The sequence below is a fragment of the Streptomyces noursei ATCC 11455 genome (assembly GCF_001704275.1).
GTDB lineage: Bacteria > Actinomycetota > Actinomycetes > Streptomycetales > Streptomycetaceae > Streptomyces > Streptomyces noursei.
The window spans coordinates 4,538,198-4,554,554 of record NZ_CP011533.1 but is presented as its reverse complement, the minus strand read 5'-3'; the positions used below and the strand labels follow the sequence as shown (position 1 = coordinate 4,554,554).

The window sequence follows — 16,357 nt, the reverse complement described above, 5'->3', positions numbered from 1 at the left end:
AACGTCCATGGGGCTTATCGAAGGAAGCGGTTACAGCGCCGACCCCGAGGCTTTCGAACAGCTCACCAAGGGCATAAAAGCCGCGACGAGCGAACTGAAGGAGCTGGGTTTCGATATCGAGGCCCAACTCGGCCGCGGTTTCGACAAGTTGTCTCTCGACGCCATGGAGTGCGGCGACGACGGCCTGGCGTCGGTCTTCTCCTCGTTCTGCGACCGCTGGGGCTGGGGCGTCCACCACCTGATGCAGGACGCCAACAGCTTCTCCAAGAAACTGGGTATCACCGCCGGTCTCTATTACGAGCAGGAGCAATACGCCTCCGACATCCTCAAGCAGGGCGCGAACGCCGCGTTCGGCGACCCGACCAAGACGGCGGAGCAACTGCACCACACGTCCTGGAGCAAGCTCAAGGACGACGCCATCGACGCGAACACGGACTTCGACTGGAACCCGGATTCGGCGGCCTCGCAGAAGTCGTTCCAGCGGACGAGCGACGCCGCGCAGCAGTTCGGACACGACGTCACCTCGATTCCCGACCGCCTGATGAACGGCGGCAAGGACCCATCGGAGACCACGTCAAAGCTGGAGGAACCGGGGCGGAACCACGGGGGTAGCGACAAGTGAACTGGCTGGGGGACGGCGTCAACAAGGTCGCCGAGGGGGTGGGCGAGCTCACGGACGCCGTGGAGCGCGGCGCCGGTGAGGTCGTCGAGTTCGGTGCCGACAAGCTGGGCGACGGCCTGGAGGCGATCGGCGCGGACGGGGCCGCGGCGAAGGTCCGCTCGGGCGGGGACGAGCTCGCCGGCGCGCTGGGCGCCCACGTCGACGAGCGACAGCTGGGCGAGACCGAGGACCCCAAGCAACTCGTCCACGGGGACGTCGAGAAGCTCAACGAGACCGTCTCCCATCTGAAGGACTTCGCGGCGGCGTTCAACCGCGTCGCCGACGGCATGCGCAAGCTGGGGTCCGGCCGAGGCTGGAGCGGGCAGGCCGCGGACGCCTTCCGCGAGGCGTTCGAGATGCACCCCAAGCAGTGGATGCACGCCGCCGACGCCTGCGAGGACGCATACCAGGCGCTGAAGGCGTACGCGGAGACGATCTCCTGGGCACAGGGCAAGGCGTCCGAGGCGATCGAGAAGTACCGCCGGGCACAGCAGGACCGCGAAAACGCCCTGCACGCCTGGAAGTCGAAGGTCGACACGTATGTGGCGCAGGGAAACAGCTACAACGCCGCCGTCCAGCGCGGCGAGGACCCCGGCCCGCAGCCGACCCCGCCCGGCGACTTCGTGGACCCGGGCACCGAGGGCCGGGATGCCGCGCAGGACATGGTCAAGAACGCCCGCAGCCAGCGCGACGAGGCCGCCGAGCGGGCCCGCAGCGCCATCCGGAGCGCCCTGGCGCACGCCCCCGACAAGCCGCAGTTCACCGACCTGGCGAGCGCGGGCCTGAAGGACGGGGCCAAGGCGTTCGCCATCGAGCACATGCACCTGGCCGGCGGCATCGCGAAGGCCGGCATCGAGACCCTGAACCTCGCGCGCACGGTCAATCCCCTCGACCCCTACAACGTCGCCCACCCCTTCCAGTACGCCTCGAACGTCTCCACCACCCTCCTCGGCCTGGGCCAGGCGGCCACGCACCCCGTCGAGATGGCCAAGGGCATGCTCGGCTCCGGCTGGGGCAGCGACCCGGTGGAGGCGTACGGGACGCTGCTCGGCAACATGGTCGGCGGCAAGGGGGCCGGGGGGTTGGCCAAGGGGGCGGTGAAGGCGGGCGCGAAGGACGCCCTAGAGGGCGCCGCCCGGAACGCCGCCAAGGAGGGCGGCAAGCGAACGATCCGCGACCGCCTGCGTACGGGCTGGTGCAAGACGTTCGGCAGCGACCCCATCGACATGGCCACCGGCCGCATGATCCTGCCGCAGACGGACATCAGCCTGCCCGGTAGCCTCCCCCTCTCCTTCACCCGCACCTTCGAGTCGTCCTACCGCACCGGCCGCTGGTTCGGCCGGACGTGGATGAGCACCCTCGACCAGCGCCTGGAGATCGACGCCGAGGGCATCATCCTCATCGGCGAGGAGGGCAACTTCCTCCTCTACCCGCACCCGGCCGTGGGCGTTCCGACCCTCCCCCTCGAAGGCGACGGCGCGCCCCTGTCCCGTACCCCGGACGGCGACTACTTCCTCGTCGACCCGGCCACCGGCATCCGCCGCTACTTCACCGCCCACACCGAGAACCTCGCCCTCCTCGACGAGATCTCCGACCGCCACGGCAACCACCAGACCTTCGACTACACCGAGGACGGCACCCCCACCGCGATCACCCACAGCGCCGGCTACCGCCTGCTGCTGACCACCGAGGAGATCGCCCACGGGACCGCCGACGGGACCACCGAGGGCGCCCGCATCACCGCCCTCCACCTCGCCGGCGCCGCCCCCGACGGCAGCGACCAACTCCTGGCCACCTACGGCTACGACGCCTTCGGCCACCTCACCACCGTCACCAAGCCCGCCTCCGACCGCCCCCTCCGCTTCACCTACGACGACGCCGGCCGCATCACCTCCTGGACCGACACCAACGGCAGCAGCTACACCTACGCCTACGACGAGGCGGACCGCTGCACCTCACAGGGCGGTATCGCCGGCCACCTCCGTGCCCGCTACATCTGGGGCGACCCGGCACCGGACACCGGCCTGCGCACCAACCGCTTCTTCAACTCCCAGGACCAGCTGACCACTTACCAGGTCAACGACCACCACCAGATCGTCGCGACCACCGACCCGACCGGCGCCACCACCCGCACCACCCGCGACACCAAGCACCGCATCCTCACCACCACCGACGCCCTCGGCCGCACCACCCGCTTCACCTATGACGACGAGGGCCGCCCGGTGGCGGTCACCCTCCCCGACGGCACCACGTCGACCACCGAGTACGACTCCCACGGCAACCCCCGCACCGTCACCGGCCCGGACGGCACCACCTGGACCCACACCTACGACGCCCGTGGCCACCGCGTCGCCACCACCGACCCCGCCGGTGCCACCACCACCTACACCCACGACGCCCGCGGCAACCTCGCCTCCGTCACCGACGCCCTCGGCCACACCACCCGCATCACCTGCGACGCAGCCGGCCTCCCCCTCGCCGTCACCGACCCCCTCGGCCACACCACCCACTACCACCGCGACGCCTTCGGCCGCACCACGTCCGTAACGGACCCCCTCGGCGCAACCACCCACCTCCAGTGGACCGTCGAAGGCAAACTCGCCGCCCGCACCGACCCCACCGGCGCACGGGAGGAGTGGACCTACGACGGCGAAGGCAACCGCCTCACCCACACCGACGCCGCCGGCCAGACGACCCACTTCTCCTACACCCACTTCGACCTGCTCGCCGCCCGCACCGACCCGGACGGCGTCCGCTACGAGTTCGCCCACGACACCGAACTCCGCCTCACCCAGGTCACCAACCCCCAGGGCCTCACCTGGAACTACACCTACGACGGCGCCGGCCGCCTGATATCCGAATCCGACTTCGACGACCGCGTCCTGTCCTACGTCCACGACGCGGCGGGCCAACTGGCCTCGCGGACCAATGGGTTGGGCGAGGTGACCACCTACGCCCGCGACGCCCTCGGCCGGATCACTGAGAAGAACGCCGCAGGGTTGGTCACGACCTACTCCCACGACCCCGCCGGCCACCTCCACCAGGCGACCAACCCCGACGCCACCGTCACCTACACCCGCGACGCCCTGGGCCGCGTACTGACCGAAACGGTCAACGGCCGCACCATGACGTTCACCTACGACATCCTGGGCCGCCGCACCTCCCGCACCACCCCCACCGGCCACCACACCACCTACACCTACGACGCCGCCGGCAACCGCACCGGCATGGACATCGCCGGCCACCCGCTCTCCTTCGAGTACGACGCCGCCGGCCAGGAACTCACCCGTACCATCGGCGGCACCCTCCACCTCACCCACACCTGGGACCCCACCGGCCGCCTGACCGGCCAGTCGTTGTCAGCCGCCGCCACCGACCCCACCGGCACCGCCCAGACCGAGCTCCACCAGGTCCTCCAACGCGCCTACACCTACCGCGCCGACGGCCACCTCACCGCCATCGACGACTCCCACACGGGCCGCCGCACCTTCGACCTCGACCGTGCGGGCCGTGTCACGGCAGTCCACGCCACGGACTGGACGGAGACGTACGCGTACGACGCGGCGGGCAACCAAACCAACGCCACATGGCCGGACCGCCACCCCAACCCTTCAGCCCGAGGCACCCGCACATACGAGGGCACCCGCATTACACGGGCGGGGCGTATTCGTTACGAACATGATGTCCTGGGACGAGTAACTCTTCGGCAGAAGAGCCGCGTATCCCGCAAGCCAGATACTTGGCGCTACGCCTGGAATTCAGAAGACCGCTTGACGTCGGTCACTACGCCCGACGGCACTACTTGGCGGTACCTCTACGATCCTTTGGCTCGCCGCGTAGCTAAACAACGCCTCACCTGCGATAGCGTAACCATTGCTGAACAGATCGACTTCGCCTGGGACGGCACCACTGTCGCCGAAGAGACCACAACGTCCCCTCGTTCGCCCTACCCGATCACCCTCACCTGGGATCACGACGGCCTGCGACCCATTGCGCAGACTGAGCGGAAGTCGCTGGCCCAAGCTCCTCAGCAAGATATCGATCAGCGTTTCTTCGCCATTGTCACGGACCTTGTGGGCACGCCTACCGACCTCGTGGACGAAGTCGGGACCTCAGCTTGGCGGACCCAAAACACCGTTTGGGGTGCCACCGCTTGGACTCGTAGCAGCATTGCCTATACGCCACTCCGTTTCCCAGGTCAATACTTCGATCCCGAAAGTGGTCTTCACTATAACTGTCACCGTTACTATGCCCCCGAAAGCGGGCGATATGCTTCTGTAGATCCCCTGGGTCTCGCTCCCGCGTCCAATCCTGTTTCATATGTCCATAATCCCCACACTTGGTTTGATCAGCTGGGATTGGCGCCCGAGGGTTGCGGAAGACCTTTCCCTGTCTATCGAACGCCCAAAGCTGCGGATGCCGCATATGAGCGACTCCATGGCCCCAATCCCGCCAATCATCAACCCGGAGTTGATCTAGGCGGAGGCTATCTGTCCGAAGGGACTATATATTTTGGAGAACGAAGCGTGGCCGCTGAATACATCAACCCAGCCGGCAGGCATTATGCGAACGGAATGGTGCGCTACGATATGCATCGTGAAGACTTCCTGAAGGAATTTGGGGGCCATGCGGAAAGGTATGACCGGAAGGGGCCGAACGGGTCGCCGAGGATTGAGTTTGTGATTCCGGTAGATAAGCTGGGTAGGTTCAATGAGCTAACTATCGAAAGGACTTGGGTTCCGTTCGGGGAGGAAGGGTGAGGTAATGCTGAGTGATAATTGCGAGTTTGACGCCGTGGTGACGGCCGCGACCGTAGTCGGGGTGGTTGTGGATATCGACGGTATTCAAGGTTTCATCGACCAGACCAAACATCCATCCTGGTGGTGTGATGCCGAGCCGCCTGAAGTTGGCGAATGCATTCACGTGGTGGTGCTGGATGGCTCCAGAAACCCTCCTCGGTTGAGTGCTTTGGAAAGTGACATTGAAATCGCGAGGCGCCTTCGGTCCGAAGGTTCTCAATAGTATTGGATGTTAGCTAAAAGTTGTGGCCGTGAGCCGCATCGTTTCCTTCGCTCAAGGTCGTAACGCGCGCTTGAGTGGACGTGGATCAGGTCACGCTAATAACTCTCTTGAGGGGTGGCAAGGGTGCTGGAAAGGGCCCGAAAGGTGTTTTCCCTTCTGGGCTGTTGCTGAGCGATCTCGCATTTTTCCTGATTTGAGATGCTCGATCAGCGTCTGTCGGGAAGTCAGCTAGGCGCAGCATTTTCAACCAGGAGTGAGGGCTAGGAGGTTTCTTGTCTACGCATGTGCCGCCCCCGAGCGGCCCTCAGCCCTATGGGCAGCCCGGCGCTGGGCCCTATGGCCCACCCCAACCCCATCAAGGCCCGTACGGTCAGCCCGGCCAAGGGGCTTATGGAGCGCCGGCGCAGGCTCCCTACGGGGCTCCGTACCAGCCGACGCCGCAGGCGTACGGGCAGGTGCAGGCTCAGCAGGGGGGTATGGCAACGCCGGGTGTGTTGCCGCCGGGCAGTCGTCCTACTAACACCAAAAGGGCGCGCATAATTGCTCTCCTTGTGTTCGTCGTTCTCGCAGTTGCCTTCTGGTTTCTGAGCAGTGGGAGCCATTCGCCTAGCACCAAGTTTGCCGATTCGGCGCGTGTTGGTGACTGTGTGGAGAAGTCAGGGTCGGGCGATGATGTGGTGCTCAAGGTCGTCGAATGCTCCAGCAGTGAGGCGGAGTACAAGGTTGCGATCCGGAGGCCCGCTGGCGACAGGTGTCCCGAGGGCTTCAGTGAATATGAGAAGACCCGAGGGAGCCTGGTGACGCTGCGACTGTGTCTGGTCCCTGCTGGGAATTAGCTGTCGCCTGGCGCTGCCTGGGGTGCTTGGGTGTTCTGAGTATGGCTACTCATGCGCGCGGGTGGGGGTGTGGGTTGGCTGGTGGGTATGGAGGAGATGTTGTTGCCGCTGGGGGAAGAGCGGGACTCGCGGGCGTGGGTGGGGCCGTTGGTTTCGAGTGTGGTCACGGTGGTGGCGGGGTTCTTTGCGCTGGCTGTGCTGGGGTTCTCGGCGATGGCTTGCGATTCGTGCAGTGGCGAGAAGGCGCATGGGTTTGATGCGAGTATCTCGACTGCCTTGATGGTGTTGAAGGTTGGGTTTTTGGGGCCGGCGGGGTTGCTTGTGGCGGCTTGGGGGTTGCCGTGGGAGCGGCGGAAGGCTGGGCAGCGGGCGTTGCTTGCGCTGACGGCTCCGTTGGCGGTTGTGGTGTTGTTTGTTGCCTGCATGGCGATGGTGCGGTGGCCGTGAGGCGGGAGTGAGGCGAAGGGTGAGCCGGCGGCGCCGTGATGCGTTGAGGGTGATCTCCGCGATGTTGGCGCCGCTCGCCTTGTTCAGTGAGATGTAGGGAGGGCTGGGCCCTCGTCGTCCGGGTCGTGGCCTGAGGCCGCGGGCAGGCGGCCGAGGCGGCTGTCGGCGATGCGGAGGGTGTTGCCGAGGGCGGCGGTGGTGCGCATGAGCATGAGGCGGAGGAGGAGGGGGCCGGCGGCGGCGTTGTGGAGGGTTGTTTCGGCGTCGGTGTAGGCGACGGCGGCGTTGCGCATTTGTTGGTCCTCCATGCGGTCCGCTTTGCGGGTGAGGTAGCCGTTGCCGGAGCCGGAGGCGGCCAGGTAGCAGGGCCTCCCGTCCCATGTTTCCCATGGCAGTAGGCGGAGGGGTGAGCCGGGTTGCTGGGCGTTGTCGGGGTCGTAGGGCATGGTCGGATTTGCCTCCGTCGTGGGGTCCTTCGTGCGTACAGCCACGAGTGTCAGTGACGGCAAGTAGCCTCGGAAGTACGGAGGGTGTGTCTTCGGCTTCGTCACGAGGGGTGGTGCGTGCACATGGGCAATACGTACGGAGACTGGCTCAAGCAGCAACGGGAGTTGGCGGGCCTTACGCAGCAGCAGTTGGCGGACGTGGCGATCATGACGCGTTCGCATATCGCGCACATTGAGGCAGGGCGGCGCATCCCGTCCAAGGAGGACGCGCGGCGACTGGACGGGGCGCTCAACACGGGGAACATGCTCAGCAGTTTCCGGCCAGGGGGCGAGCCGGCGGTCGCTGACCGGTTTGCGGACGCCCTGGCGCTCGAACAACAGGCGACCATGATCTGGGACTTCGCGACAACGCTGATGCCCGGACTCCTTCAGACCGACGGATACGCGCGTGCGGTGATGGGCGCCACGGTCCCCCCGTGGAGTGCGGAGGAGTGCGACAAACTCGTTCGCACACGGCTGGAGCGAGCGAAGATCCTCGACAACCCCGTGATGCCGGTAGCGTGCGCATTGCTGAGCGAGGGGGTGTTGCGCCATCAGATTGGCAGCTCGGCGGTCATGGCGGAGCAGATCAGGCACGTGATCCGCTTGTCCGAGAGCGGGCGAGTGCGGGTGCATGTGTTGCCGAACAGCGCGGGTCCGCAACCGCTCATGCAGGGGCTGTTGAAGCTGATGTGGTTCGAGGACCAACCACCGGCGGGATATACCGAGGGCGTGTCCAGTAGCCACCTTCACGATTCCCCAGCCGTGGTTCAGCGGCTCCAGAGCGCCTACGCTCTCGTGCTGGGCGATGCACTGCCGCGACAGCAGTCCCTGGCCCTGATGAGGGCAACAGCAAAGGAGTACGGGCACCATGACTGAGCGCGTCATCGCGAATGCTGCCGCACTGAGCGGCTGGCGCAAGTCGTCGTACAGCGACGGCGAAGGGGCCGAATGCATGGAGGTCGTGGACGGCTACCCCCACGGCATACCCGTCCGGGACTCCAAGGCCCCGCGCGGGCCGGTGATCGTGGTCCCGGCGGGGGCTTGGAGTGCGTTTGTGGATGCCGTCAAGGGTGGGGCGCTCGACGAGGGTTAGGTCAGTACGCGTCCCAATGCCGCCAGGGCCATGGTCAGTTCGCGCTCGGTGATGGTCAGGGGCGGGGCCAGGCGGATGGTGGAGCCGTGGGTGTCCTTGACCAACACGCCCTCGGACATGAGGCGTTCGCTGATGGTGCGGCCGGTGCCCAGGGCGGGGTCGATGTCGACGCCGGCCCACAGACCGCGGGAGCGGAACGCGGTGACGCCCTTGCCGAGGAGGTCGGTGAGGGCGGAGTGCAGGACCTTGCCCAGGTCGGCGGCGTGGGATTGGAACTCGCCGGTGGTGAGGAGGTCGACGACGGCCGTGCCGACGGCGGCGGCGAGCGGGTTGCCGCCGAAGGTGGAGCCGTGTTGGCCCGGGCCGAGGACGGACATGACCTCGCGGCGGGCGACGACGGCGGAGACGGGGACGATGCCGCCGCCCAGGGCCTTGCCGAGGAGGATGACGTCGGGGACGACGTGCTCGTGTTCGACGGCGAGGGTGGTGCCGGTGCGGCCGAGGCCGGACTGGATTTCGTCGGCGATGAAGAGGCAGTTCGCGCGGCTGGTCGCGGCGCGGACGCCGGCGAGGTAGCCGTCGTCGGGGATGATGACGCCGGCCTCACCCTGGATGGGCTCGATCAGCACGGCGGCGGTGGTGTCGTCGATGGCGGCTTCGAGGGCGGCCAGGTCGTTGTAGGGGACGGTGCGGAAGCCCGGGGTGTAGGGGCCGAAGTTGGCGCGGGCCTCCTCGTCGTCGGAGAAGCTGATGATGGTCGTGGTGCGGCCGTGGAAGTTGCCGCCGGCGACGACGATGGTGGCCTGGTCGGCGGGGACGCCCTTGACCTCGTAGGCCCATTTGCGGGCGAGCTTGATGCCGCTCTCGACGGCCTCGGCGCCGGTGTTCATGGGGAGGACCATGTCCAGGCCGGTGAGCTCGGCCAGCGCGCCGGCGAACTGCCCGAGGCGGTCGTGGTGGAAGGCGCGGGAGGTGAGGGTGAGGGCGTCCAGCTGGCGGTGGGCGGCCTCGATGAGGGCCGGGTGGCGGTGGCCGAAATTGAGCGCCGAGTAGCCGGCCAGCATGTCGAGGTAGCGGCGGCCCTCGACGTCTTCGACCCAGACGCCCTCGGCGCGGGAGATGACCACGGGGAGGGGGTGGTAGTTGTGGGCCAGGACCGGGGCCTCGGCCTCGATGAGGGAGGCGGAGGAGCGGCGGGTGTCGGTGGGCGCAGTCGTCATGGGCGAAGCTCCTGGGTGCAGCACTTGATGCCGCCGCCGGCCTTGTGGAACTCGGAGAGGTCGACGGGGACGGGGACATATCCGCGGGCGGTGAGTTGGTCGATGAGGTGCGTGGCCCGGGGGGCGACGAAGACGTGGCGGCCGTCGGAGACCGAGTTGAGGCCGAAGGCCAGGGCGTCGTCGCGGGTGGCCAGGACGGCGTCCGGGAAGAGCTGGCGGAGCACTTCGCGGCTGCCGGGGGAGAAGGCTTCGGGGTAGTAGGCGACGGCTGCCCCGCCGGCGCCGCCGGCCCCGTTGCCGCCGGCGCCGCTTCCGTCGGTGCCGCTTCCGTCGGCGATGAGGCCGTCGGCGGTGAGGCCGTCGTCGAGGACGAAGAGGGCGGTGTCCAGGTGGTAGAAGTACGGGTCGGTCAGCTGGAGGCTGATCACCGGGCGGCCGAAGAACTCCTGGACCTCGGCGTGTGCGTCGCGGGTGGTGCGGAAGCCGGTGCCGGCGAGGAGGTAGCGGCCGACGGGGACGAGGTCGCCCTCGCCCTCGCAGGGCGACTCGGGCCGGTGGAGGTCGTAGCCGGCGCCCTTGAACCAGAGCTCGTACTCATGGGACTCGGGCCGGCGCTGCGGGGCGTGGAAGAGCGAGCCGAAGGCGCGACCGCCCACGACGACGGCGGAGTTGGCGGCGAAGACCATGTCGGGCAGGCCGGGGGCCGGTCGGACGGTCTCGACGGTGTGGCCGTGGTCGCGGTAGGCGCGGACCAGGTTCTCCCACTGCCGCAGGGCGAGTGCGGTATCGACGTCGGCGTCCTCGCGCATCCAGGGGTTGATGGCGTACTCGACGGCGAAGTGGGTGGGTCGGCAGAGCAGATAGCGCCGGGCGCGCGGGGTCCGGGGCGCCCGGGTGAGCGCGCCGCCGGGGTGGGTCATGGGCACAGAAAGGGCCTCCGCTTCCTGGGGTCCGTATCCACTGCCCGCCGGAAGGCACGACGGTCCGCACGCTCCGTGGGTCCGCACGGTCCGTTATGGGTCGTCACCGGGGGCAATACACGGTACGAAGCGGCGGATTCCGGCCACAAGAAATGAATGCTGCGCAGTTACGCAGGAATGCTGCTTGTGGCGGCTGGCTACCGTTGGTTTGCTGCGCGTCGGAGCGGCTGAGGATGGACCCGAGCGCCGTCGCCGACCCGGCCGGCGGCCTGGTGGGCCGCCCGGTCGTCGGGGCGGGCGGCGGAACGGTCGTCGGAAGGGCGGCGGGCGCCGGCCTCGGGGCTGTCCGGGAGGAGGTGCGAGAGCACCATGTAGCTGATCGTCTTCCGGATGAACGGCTCGGTACGGATCCGTTCGAGGACCTCCTCGAAGTGCTCGACGTCGGTGGCGCGGACGTGCAGCAGGGCGTCGGCGCCGCCGGTGACGGTCATCGCGGCGGCGATCTCCGGGTGGTTGCGGACGACCTCGGCCAGCCGCCGGGGCGGGGCGGCGCCGTCGCAGTAGACCTCCACGTACGCCTCGGTGAGCCACCCCAGGGCGGCGGGGCGGACGGTGGCGGAGAAGCCGGTGATGACGTTGGTCTCGCGGAGGCGGTCCACGCGGCGTTTGACGGCGGTGGGGGACAGGCCGATGGCCGAGCCGATCTCGGCGAAGCTGGCGCGGCCGTTCTCGATCAGCGCGGCGACGATCTTGCGGTCCAGCTCGTCGAACGGCGCGGACTTGGTGCTCATGGGGCGGCCCTTTCTTCCTCTCCTCCTCGCGACCCCGGGCCGGGGCGTTACCCGTCCCCGGGGCGTGGGAGTGCAGTCACGGTAACCGGGACCGGCGGGTGGTGGCGCAGCGCCCGGGCGCCCCGATGAATCCCCAGGTCAGGCATCCGTGCAGGTCAATGATGGTGGCGTAACTCCGCCGTAACGGGGCTTGCTTAGCGTCGGGGGCCCGGCGTTCGCTCGTCGGGGCGCAACGGAGGCGGCGCGGCGGGGCGTGAGGAGGGCGGGCATGGACGCGGACGACGGCGGGGACGGCCACCGCGGTGGCGCGGTCGGCGACGGGCCGACGCGGGCGGACCGGGCGCGGCGGGTGGCGCATGTGCTGCGCGGGCAGGTGGTGCGGGGCGCGTTCCCCGGGGGCGTGCTGCCCGACGAGCGGTCGCTGGTCGCGGAGTTCGGGACCTCGCGCAACACGGTCCGGGAGGCGCTGGGGCTGCTGCGCGACGAGGGGCTGGTGGAGCGGCGGCGCGGGGTGGGGACGGTGGTCGTCGGCCGGACCTACGAGCATCCGCTGGGGGAGCTGTCCGGGCTGGCCGAGGTGTTGCAGCGGCACGGGACGGTGGTGAACGAGGTCCGGGCGGCGCGGATCGTGCGGGCACCGGGGTCGGTGGCGCGCCGACTGGAGCTGCCGGAGGGGAGCCGGGCGGTCTATCTGGAGCGGCTGCGGCGGGTGGACGGGATGCCGCTGTCCCTCGACTGCACGTACCTCATCCCCGAAGTGGGCGAGCCACTGCTGGCGTTGGGGACGGAGCGGCTGGAGAACCGGGACGTCTTCGAGCTGATCGAGCGCGCGGCCGGGCGGCCGCTGGGCTCGGCGGAGGTGGCCGTGCGGGCGGTGGTCGCGGACCCGGCGACCTGCGCGGTGCTGGGGATGACGGCGGGCGGCGCGGTGCTGGCCGTGGACCGGCTGACGCGGCTGGCGGACGGGCGGCCGGCCGACCTGGAGTTCATCCATCTGCGCGGGGACCGGCTGACGCTGCGGGCGCGGCTGGACCGGGTCCGGGAGGGGTGAGCCGGTGCGGTCGGGTCGGGTGCCCGCGCGGGCACCGGTGACGTGCGCGATGTGCCTGTGCGTGACGCTGGTCGTCGGCATGGTCTCGGCGGTCAATCTGGCCATCCCGGATCTGTCCGCCGGGCCGTTGCACCCGTCCGCGGCGGCGGTGGTGTGGGTGGTGGACGGCTATGTGGTGGTGTTCGCCTGTCTGCTGGTGCCGGCCGGGGCGCTGGCCGACCGGCGCGGGCGCAAGGGCACGCTGCTGTGCGGGATGGCGGTGTTCGTCCTCGGCTCGGCGGTGTGCGCGGTGGCGCCGCACGTCGGGGTGCTGATCGCGGGGCGGATGATCAGCGGGGTGGGGGCCGCGGCGGTGCTGCCGAACACCCTCGCGCTGCTGGTGGACGGACTGCCGGACGGGCCGCGCCGCCGGGCGATCGCGGTCTGGGCGGCCATGACGGGGCTCGCCGCGGTACTGGGCAATGTGGGCGGGGGCGCGGCGATCCAGTACGGGAGCTGGCGGGCGCTGTTCGTGTGCGTGGTGCCGGTGGCGGTGGGCGCGTCGGTGCTGGTGGCGGTGGTCGCGCCGGTGGCGGCGCGGCATCCGGGACCGGTCGCGCCGCTGGCCGCGGTCCTGTTCACCGGTGGGTTCCTGGCGCTGCTCAACGGGATCGTGAGCGGGCCGGGGGAGGGGTGGCTCGGCCCGTGGGTGCTCGGGTCGTTCGGGGTGGCCGGGCTGCTGCTGACGGGCTGGGTCCGGTGCGAACTGCGCTCCGCACGGCCCCTGTTGGACCCCAGGGTGTTCGCCCGCCCCGCCGTCCGGGCCGGGGCGGTCGGGATGGCGGTGCTGTTTCTGGGCATGTTCGGGCTGTTCTACCTCAACGGCCAGTACCTCCAGTACGCGAAGGGGTACGGGCCGTTCGGCGCGGGTGTGCGGCTGTTGCCGATGGCGGCGGCGCTGCTGGCGGGGCCCCGGTGCGGACTGGTGCTGGAGCGCCGGTGCGGGCGGCGCGGCACGGTCGCCGCCGGGATGCTCGTGCTGGCCGGCGGGCTGGCCACGGTGTCGGCCGCCGATGCCGGTACGCCGTACGCGCTCTACGCCGCCGGGGCCGGGCTGACCGCGCTGGGCTGCGGCATCGCGACCCCGCTGCTCTCGCACGCGATGATGTCCGCGCTGCCGCCGGAGGCCGCCGGGGTCGGCTCCGGACTGCAGAGCCTGACCCGGGAGTTGGGGAGCGCGCTGGGGATCGCGGTGACCGGGACGCTGACCACGGCGGTGTTCACCGCCCGGCTGCCGGCGCCGCTGGCGGGGCCCGGGGCGCCGACGACGGTCGCGGCGGCACAGGCCGCGCTCGGGGACCTGCCGGGCCGGGGTGAGGGGCTGCGTCCGGCGGTGGTCGGTGCGTTCACGGACGGGTTGCAGGTGGCGACGTTGGTGTTGGCGGTGGGGGTGGGGGCGGTGGGTGTGGTGATCTTCCGCTGGATGCGGGGGGCCGTTCGGCCGGTGGGCGACGGGGGGTGTGGGGGTTAGGGCGGGGGCGCCGTTTCGCCTGTTGCTTGTGGTGGGTTTCGGGGGCCTGTGGGGCGGGCCTACGGGGGTGGTTGTCGGACTGCTGCGCTTACGTCCGACAACCACCCCCTCCGGCCCGCCCCGCAGGCCCCCTCCCGTATGCCGGCGGCCCCCGCCCGGTGGGGGGCGGCGAATGCAGGGCCGTCGTGGTGGCCCCGAAGCCAGAAGTGCGGGTTGAGGGTGAGCACCCCTGACCTCCTCTTTCCCCGCAAGGGGCGGGGGCCGCCGCGGACGACGACGGCGGGGAGGGTGCGGGGCCGGAGGGGTGGGTGGTTCGGACGTGAAGCGAAGCAGTCCGAACCACCCACCCCGGAGGCCCCGCACCCGGCACCCACCACGGGTACCAGCAGCATCGGCGGCCCCGCCCCAACAACCCCTCCGCCAAGGGCGGAAACCCAACACGGCGGGACAGCCGACAACGTGGGGACACCGGCCCGAAGGGGCCTACGGCCCCACCCGCTGGATCCTGGCCCGCGCGACCACCTCCGGCCCCACCGTCGCGGCGCGGGCGATCAGCGCGCGGGCGTCCCAGTCGGGCGGCCAGCCCTCCCAGATGCGGAGCCGGCCGCCGACCACCACGGCGCGGATCTGGTCGCGGCCGGCCAGCCGGACGAGTTCCCAGCGCAGGTCGTAGGAGGGGGTGAGTTCGGGGACGGCGAGGTCCACGAGGAGGTAGTCGGCGGCCTGGCCGGCGGCGATCCGGCCCGTGACGCGGCCCAGCCCGAGGGCGTCGGCGCCGCCCGCGGTGGCGTGCGCCAGCCACAGGTGCCCGGCGCCGCACACCGAGTCGCCCGAGGCCAGCCCGTAGGCCAGCCGCTGGGCCGTCTCGGCCGCGTCGACCAGCCGGAAGCCGTCGCCGCGGGTGCCGTCCGTACCGATGCCGAAGCGGATGCCCAGCGCGGCCAGCATGGTGGCGTGCGCGACGGCGTTGCCCTTCCAGGCGCTGGCCACCGGGTTGTAGCTGATCGCCGCGCCGGTGTCGGCCAGCTGCCGCATCTCCGTGGGCGTCAGGAGGGTGGCGTGCGCGCCCAGGGTGTGCGGGCCGAGGGCGCCGAGGTGGTGCAGATAGTCCACCGGGCGGCGGCCGACGCTCTTCAACGAGCGCTCCACGGAGGCCAGGTGCTCGTTGACGTGGATCTGGAGCACCGCCCCGGCCTCGGCGCAGAGGTCGGCGGTCCGTTTGATGACCGGGCCGGTGGCGTCCTCGGGGACGGCGATGGCCAGGGAGGGGTGGACCAGCGGATGGCCGTGCCAGCGCGCCAGGTGGGCCGGGCCGCCGGTCCCGGCGGAGACGATCTTTCCCAGGACGCACCGGATGCCGGCCTCCTCGGTGCCCTTGGCGATCGCGGCCACGTCGACCGGCGCCCGGGTTCCGGCGTCGGCGACGGTGGTGAAGCCGCCGCGCAGCGCCTCCAGCGCGGCCAGCTTCGCCGACAGATAGGCGCTCTCCTCGTCCAGGGCGTGTTCCAGCGGCTCCCAGACGGTCTTGAAGATCTCCGACGGCTGGCCGAACGACTGGGCCTTGCCGAAGCTCTGGGTCAGGTGGTGGTGGGCGTCGACGAAGCCGGGCATCAGGAGGTGGCCGGGCAGGCGGATCGGGGCGGGGCCGGTGTGGTGCGCGGCGAGGAGCCGGGCCGCCGGGCCGACCTCGCGGAAGGTGCCGTGCTCGACGAGGACGGCGTGGTCGCGCACCGGGCCGTCCGGCAGCAGCACCACATCCGGGACGAGGAGTTGTCGGGGACCGGCGAAGTGGTCGGGGCGGAGGGCGGGGTGGGCGTCCCGGGACTGCGCGGAGGCGGTGCCGGCGCCCGGTCCGCCGAGCAGACCGCCGGCGCCGACGCCGGTCAGCCCGGCCACCCCGGCGAGGAAGCCGCGCCGACCGAGGCCGCCGCGGGGGACGGACCCTTCGGGCGCCGCGTCGGATGCCGCGCCGGATATCGCGCCGGACTCCCCGTCGTGGGCCGCTGCGCTCCGTATCCCGTCCGGCCGTTCGCCGTCAGGCCGTTGGCCATCCGGCCGTTCCGCGTGCGGCCGCCGGGGCGCCGGCCGTTCCGCGTCCGGACACCCGCCGGGAGCCCCGGCCTCCTGGGGCTCCCGGCCCCGCTGCTCGTTCGCCAACCCGCTCGCCTGCTTCCGTCGCCGCGTACGTAGGCGCGGCCGGGCCCGTGATCGGGTCGGCCGCGATGGGTGGCCCGACCCCAGGGTCGGGCCATAAAGCGGAACAAGGCTTTCGACATACGGGATTCGGCGAGGTCGGGGAGGAGTGGCGCAACCCCGCG

The 16,357-nt window shown here is 70.2% G+C and carries 14 protein-coding genes; 9 read left to right on the top strand and 5 right to left on the bottom strand.

Going from position 1 to position 16,357, the window contains the following annotated elements:
* Positions 1 to 7: 7 nt before the first annotated feature.
* From SNOUR_RS19090 to SNOUR_RS19080, 5 genes are all read left to right on the top strand, one after another.
* The gene (locus SNOUR_RS19090; RefSeq protein ID WP_067348736.1) at positions 8 to 622 is read left to right on the top strand and encodes a hypothetical protein; all 615 of its coding nucleotides are present in this window, start codon (positions 8 to 10) and stop codon (positions 620 to 622) included.
* Positions 619 to 5,421: a putative T7SS-secreted protein gene (locus SNOUR_RS19085; protein WP_312632760.1), complete on the top strand. Its 4,803-nt coding sequence runs from the start codon at positions 619 to 621 to the stop codon at positions 5,419 to 5,421. The genes SNOUR_RS19090 and SNOUR_RS19085 overlap by 4 nt, the downstream gene beginning before the upstream one ends.
* 4 nt (positions 5,422 to 5,425) lie before the next feature.
* Positions 5,426 to 5,683 carry a hypothetical protein gene (locus SNOUR_RS43130; RefSeq protein ID WP_079142769.1) on the top strand — a complete coding sequence of 86 codons (258 nt, stop codon included), beginning with the start codon at positions 5,426 to 5,428 and terminating at the stop codon, positions 5,681 to 5,683.
* Between the two features lie 476 nt (positions 5,684 to 6,159).
* Entirely contained in the window at positions 6,160 to 6,519 is a 360-nt protein-coding gene (locus SNOUR_RS49575) for an LppU/SCO3897 family protein (RefSeq protein WP_446677948.1), read from the top strand.
* An 87-nt stretch (positions 6,520 to 6,606) separates the two neighbouring features.
* Positions 6,607 to 6,966, top strand: coding sequence for a hypothetical protein (locus SNOUR_RS19080; protein ID WP_312632758.1), 360 nt, complete (start codon positions 6,607 to 6,609; stop codon positions 6,964 to 6,966).
* An 83-nt stretch (positions 6,967 to 7,049) separates the two neighbouring features.
* On the opposite strand, the gene SNOUR_RS19075 is transcribed toward SNOUR_RS19080, so the two are convergent.
* A complete protein-coding gene (locus SNOUR_RS19075) occupies positions 7,050 to 7,457 on the bottom strand; it encodes a hypothetical protein (protein WP_312632757.1) in 408 nt (135 codons plus the stop codon).
* Between the two features lie 78 nt (positions 7,458 to 7,535).
* Here SNOUR_RS19075 and SNOUR_RS19070 point away from each other — a divergent pair, with 78 nt between their 5' ends.
* Both SNOUR_RS19070 and SNOUR_RS19065 read left to right on the top strand, forming a co-directional pair.
* A complete protein-coding gene (locus tag SNOUR_RS19070) occupies positions 7,536 to 8,330 on the top strand; it encodes a helix-turn-helix domain-containing protein (protein ID WP_067358496.1) in 795 nt (264 codons plus the stop codon).
* The gene (locus SNOUR_RS19065) at positions 8,323 to 8,547 is read left to right on the top strand and encodes a DUF397 domain-containing protein (RefSeq protein WP_067348730.1); all 225 of its coding nucleotides are present in this window, start codon (positions 8,323 to 8,325) and stop codon (positions 8,545 to 8,547) included. Before SNOUR_RS19070 ends, SNOUR_RS19065 begins: the two co-directional genes overlap by 8 nt.
* Here the strand turns inward: SNOUR_RS19065 and rocD are convergent.
* From rocD to SNOUR_RS19050, 3 genes are all read right to left on the bottom strand, one after another.
* Entirely contained in the window at positions 8,544 to 9,767 is a 1,224-nt protein-coding gene (gene rocD, locus SNOUR_RS19060) for an ornithine--oxo-acid transaminase (RefSeq protein ID WP_067348728.1), read from the bottom strand. The two genes, SNOUR_RS19065 and rocD, sit on opposite strands and share 4 nt — an antisense overlap.
* Positions 9,764 to 10,687 (bottom strand): dimethylargininase, encoded by a 924-nt coding sequence (gene ddaH, locus SNOUR_RS19055; RefSeq protein ID WP_067348725.1) that lies wholly within the window; start codon positions 10,685 to 10,687, stop codon positions 9,764 to 9,766. The genes rocD and ddaH overlap by 4 nt, the downstream gene beginning before the upstream one ends.
* A 197-nt stretch (positions 10,688 to 10,884) precedes the next feature.
* Complete coding sequence (locus tag SNOUR_RS19050; protein WP_067348722.1) at positions 10,885 to 11,478, bottom strand: Lrp/AsnC family transcriptional regulator; 594 nt, start codon at positions 11,476 to 11,478, stop codon at positions 10,885 to 10,887.
* A 268-nt stretch (positions 11,479 to 11,746) separates the two neighbouring features.
* Here SNOUR_RS19050 and SNOUR_RS19045 point away from each other — a divergent pair, with 268 nt between their 5' ends.
* Complete coding sequence (locus tag SNOUR_RS19045) at positions 11,747 to 12,529, top strand: GntR family transcriptional regulator (RefSeq protein ID WP_067348719.1); 783 nt, start codon at positions 11,747 to 11,749, stop codon at positions 12,527 to 12,529.
* A gap of 61 nt (positions 12,530 to 12,590) precedes the next feature.
* On the top strand, positions 12,591 to 14,039 hold the full coding sequence (locus tag SNOUR_RS19040; protein ID WP_312632755.1) for an MFS transporter: 1,449 nt from the start codon (positions 12,591 to 12,593) through the stop codon (positions 14,037 to 14,039).
* 483 nt (positions 14,040 to 14,522) lie between these two features.
* Here the strand turns inward: SNOUR_RS19040 and SNOUR_RS19035 are convergent, their stop codons facing one another.
* Positions 14,523 to 16,196 carry an amidohydrolase family protein gene (locus tag SNOUR_RS19035; RefSeq protein WP_376738528.1) on the bottom strand — a complete coding sequence of 558 codons (1,674 nt, stop codon included), beginning with the start codon at positions 16,194 to 16,196 and terminating at the stop codon, positions 14,523 to 14,525.
* Positions 16,197 to 16,357 lie beyond the last annotated feature (161 nt).

Coding starts and splice junctions, on each gene's coding strand:
- SNOUR_RS19050 (WP_067348722.1), bottom strand. CDS start 11,478: ATGAGCACCAAGTCCGCGCCGTTCGACGAGCTGGACCGCAAGATCGTC.
- SNOUR_RS19080 (WP_312632758.1), top strand. CDS start 6,607: ATGGAGGAGATGTTGTTGCCGCTGGGGGAAGAGCGGGACTCGCGGGCG.
- SNOUR_RS19090 (WP_067348736.1), top strand. CDS start 8: ATGGGGCTTATCGAAGGAAGCGGTTACAGCGCCGACCCCGAGGCTTTC.
- SNOUR_RS43130 (WP_079142769.1), top strand. CDS start 5,426: ATGCTGAGTGATAATTGCGAGTTTGACGCCGTGGTGACGGCCGCGACC.
- SNOUR_RS49575 (WP_446677948.1), top strand. CDS start 6,160: ATGGCAACGCCGGGTGTGTTGCCGCCGGGCAGTCGTCCTACTAACACC.
- ddaH (WP_067348725.1), bottom strand. CDS start 10,687: ATGACCCACCCCGGCGGCGCGCTCACCCGGGCGCCCCGGACCCCGCGC.
- rocD (WP_067348728.1), bottom strand. CDS start 9,767: ATGACGACTGCGCCCACCGACACCCGCCGCTCCTCCGCCTCCCTCATC.
- SNOUR_RS19070 (WP_067358496.1), top strand. CDS start 7,536: ATGGGCAATACGTACGGAGACTGGCTCAAGCAGCAACGGGAGTTGGCG.
- SNOUR_RS19065 (WP_067348730.1), top strand. CDS start 8,323: ATGACTGAGCGCGTCATCGCGAATGCTGCCGCACTGAGCGGCTGGCGC.
- SNOUR_RS19045 (WP_067348719.1), top strand. CDS start 11,747: ATGGACGCGGACGACGGCGGGGACGGCCACCGCGGTGGCGCGGTCGGC.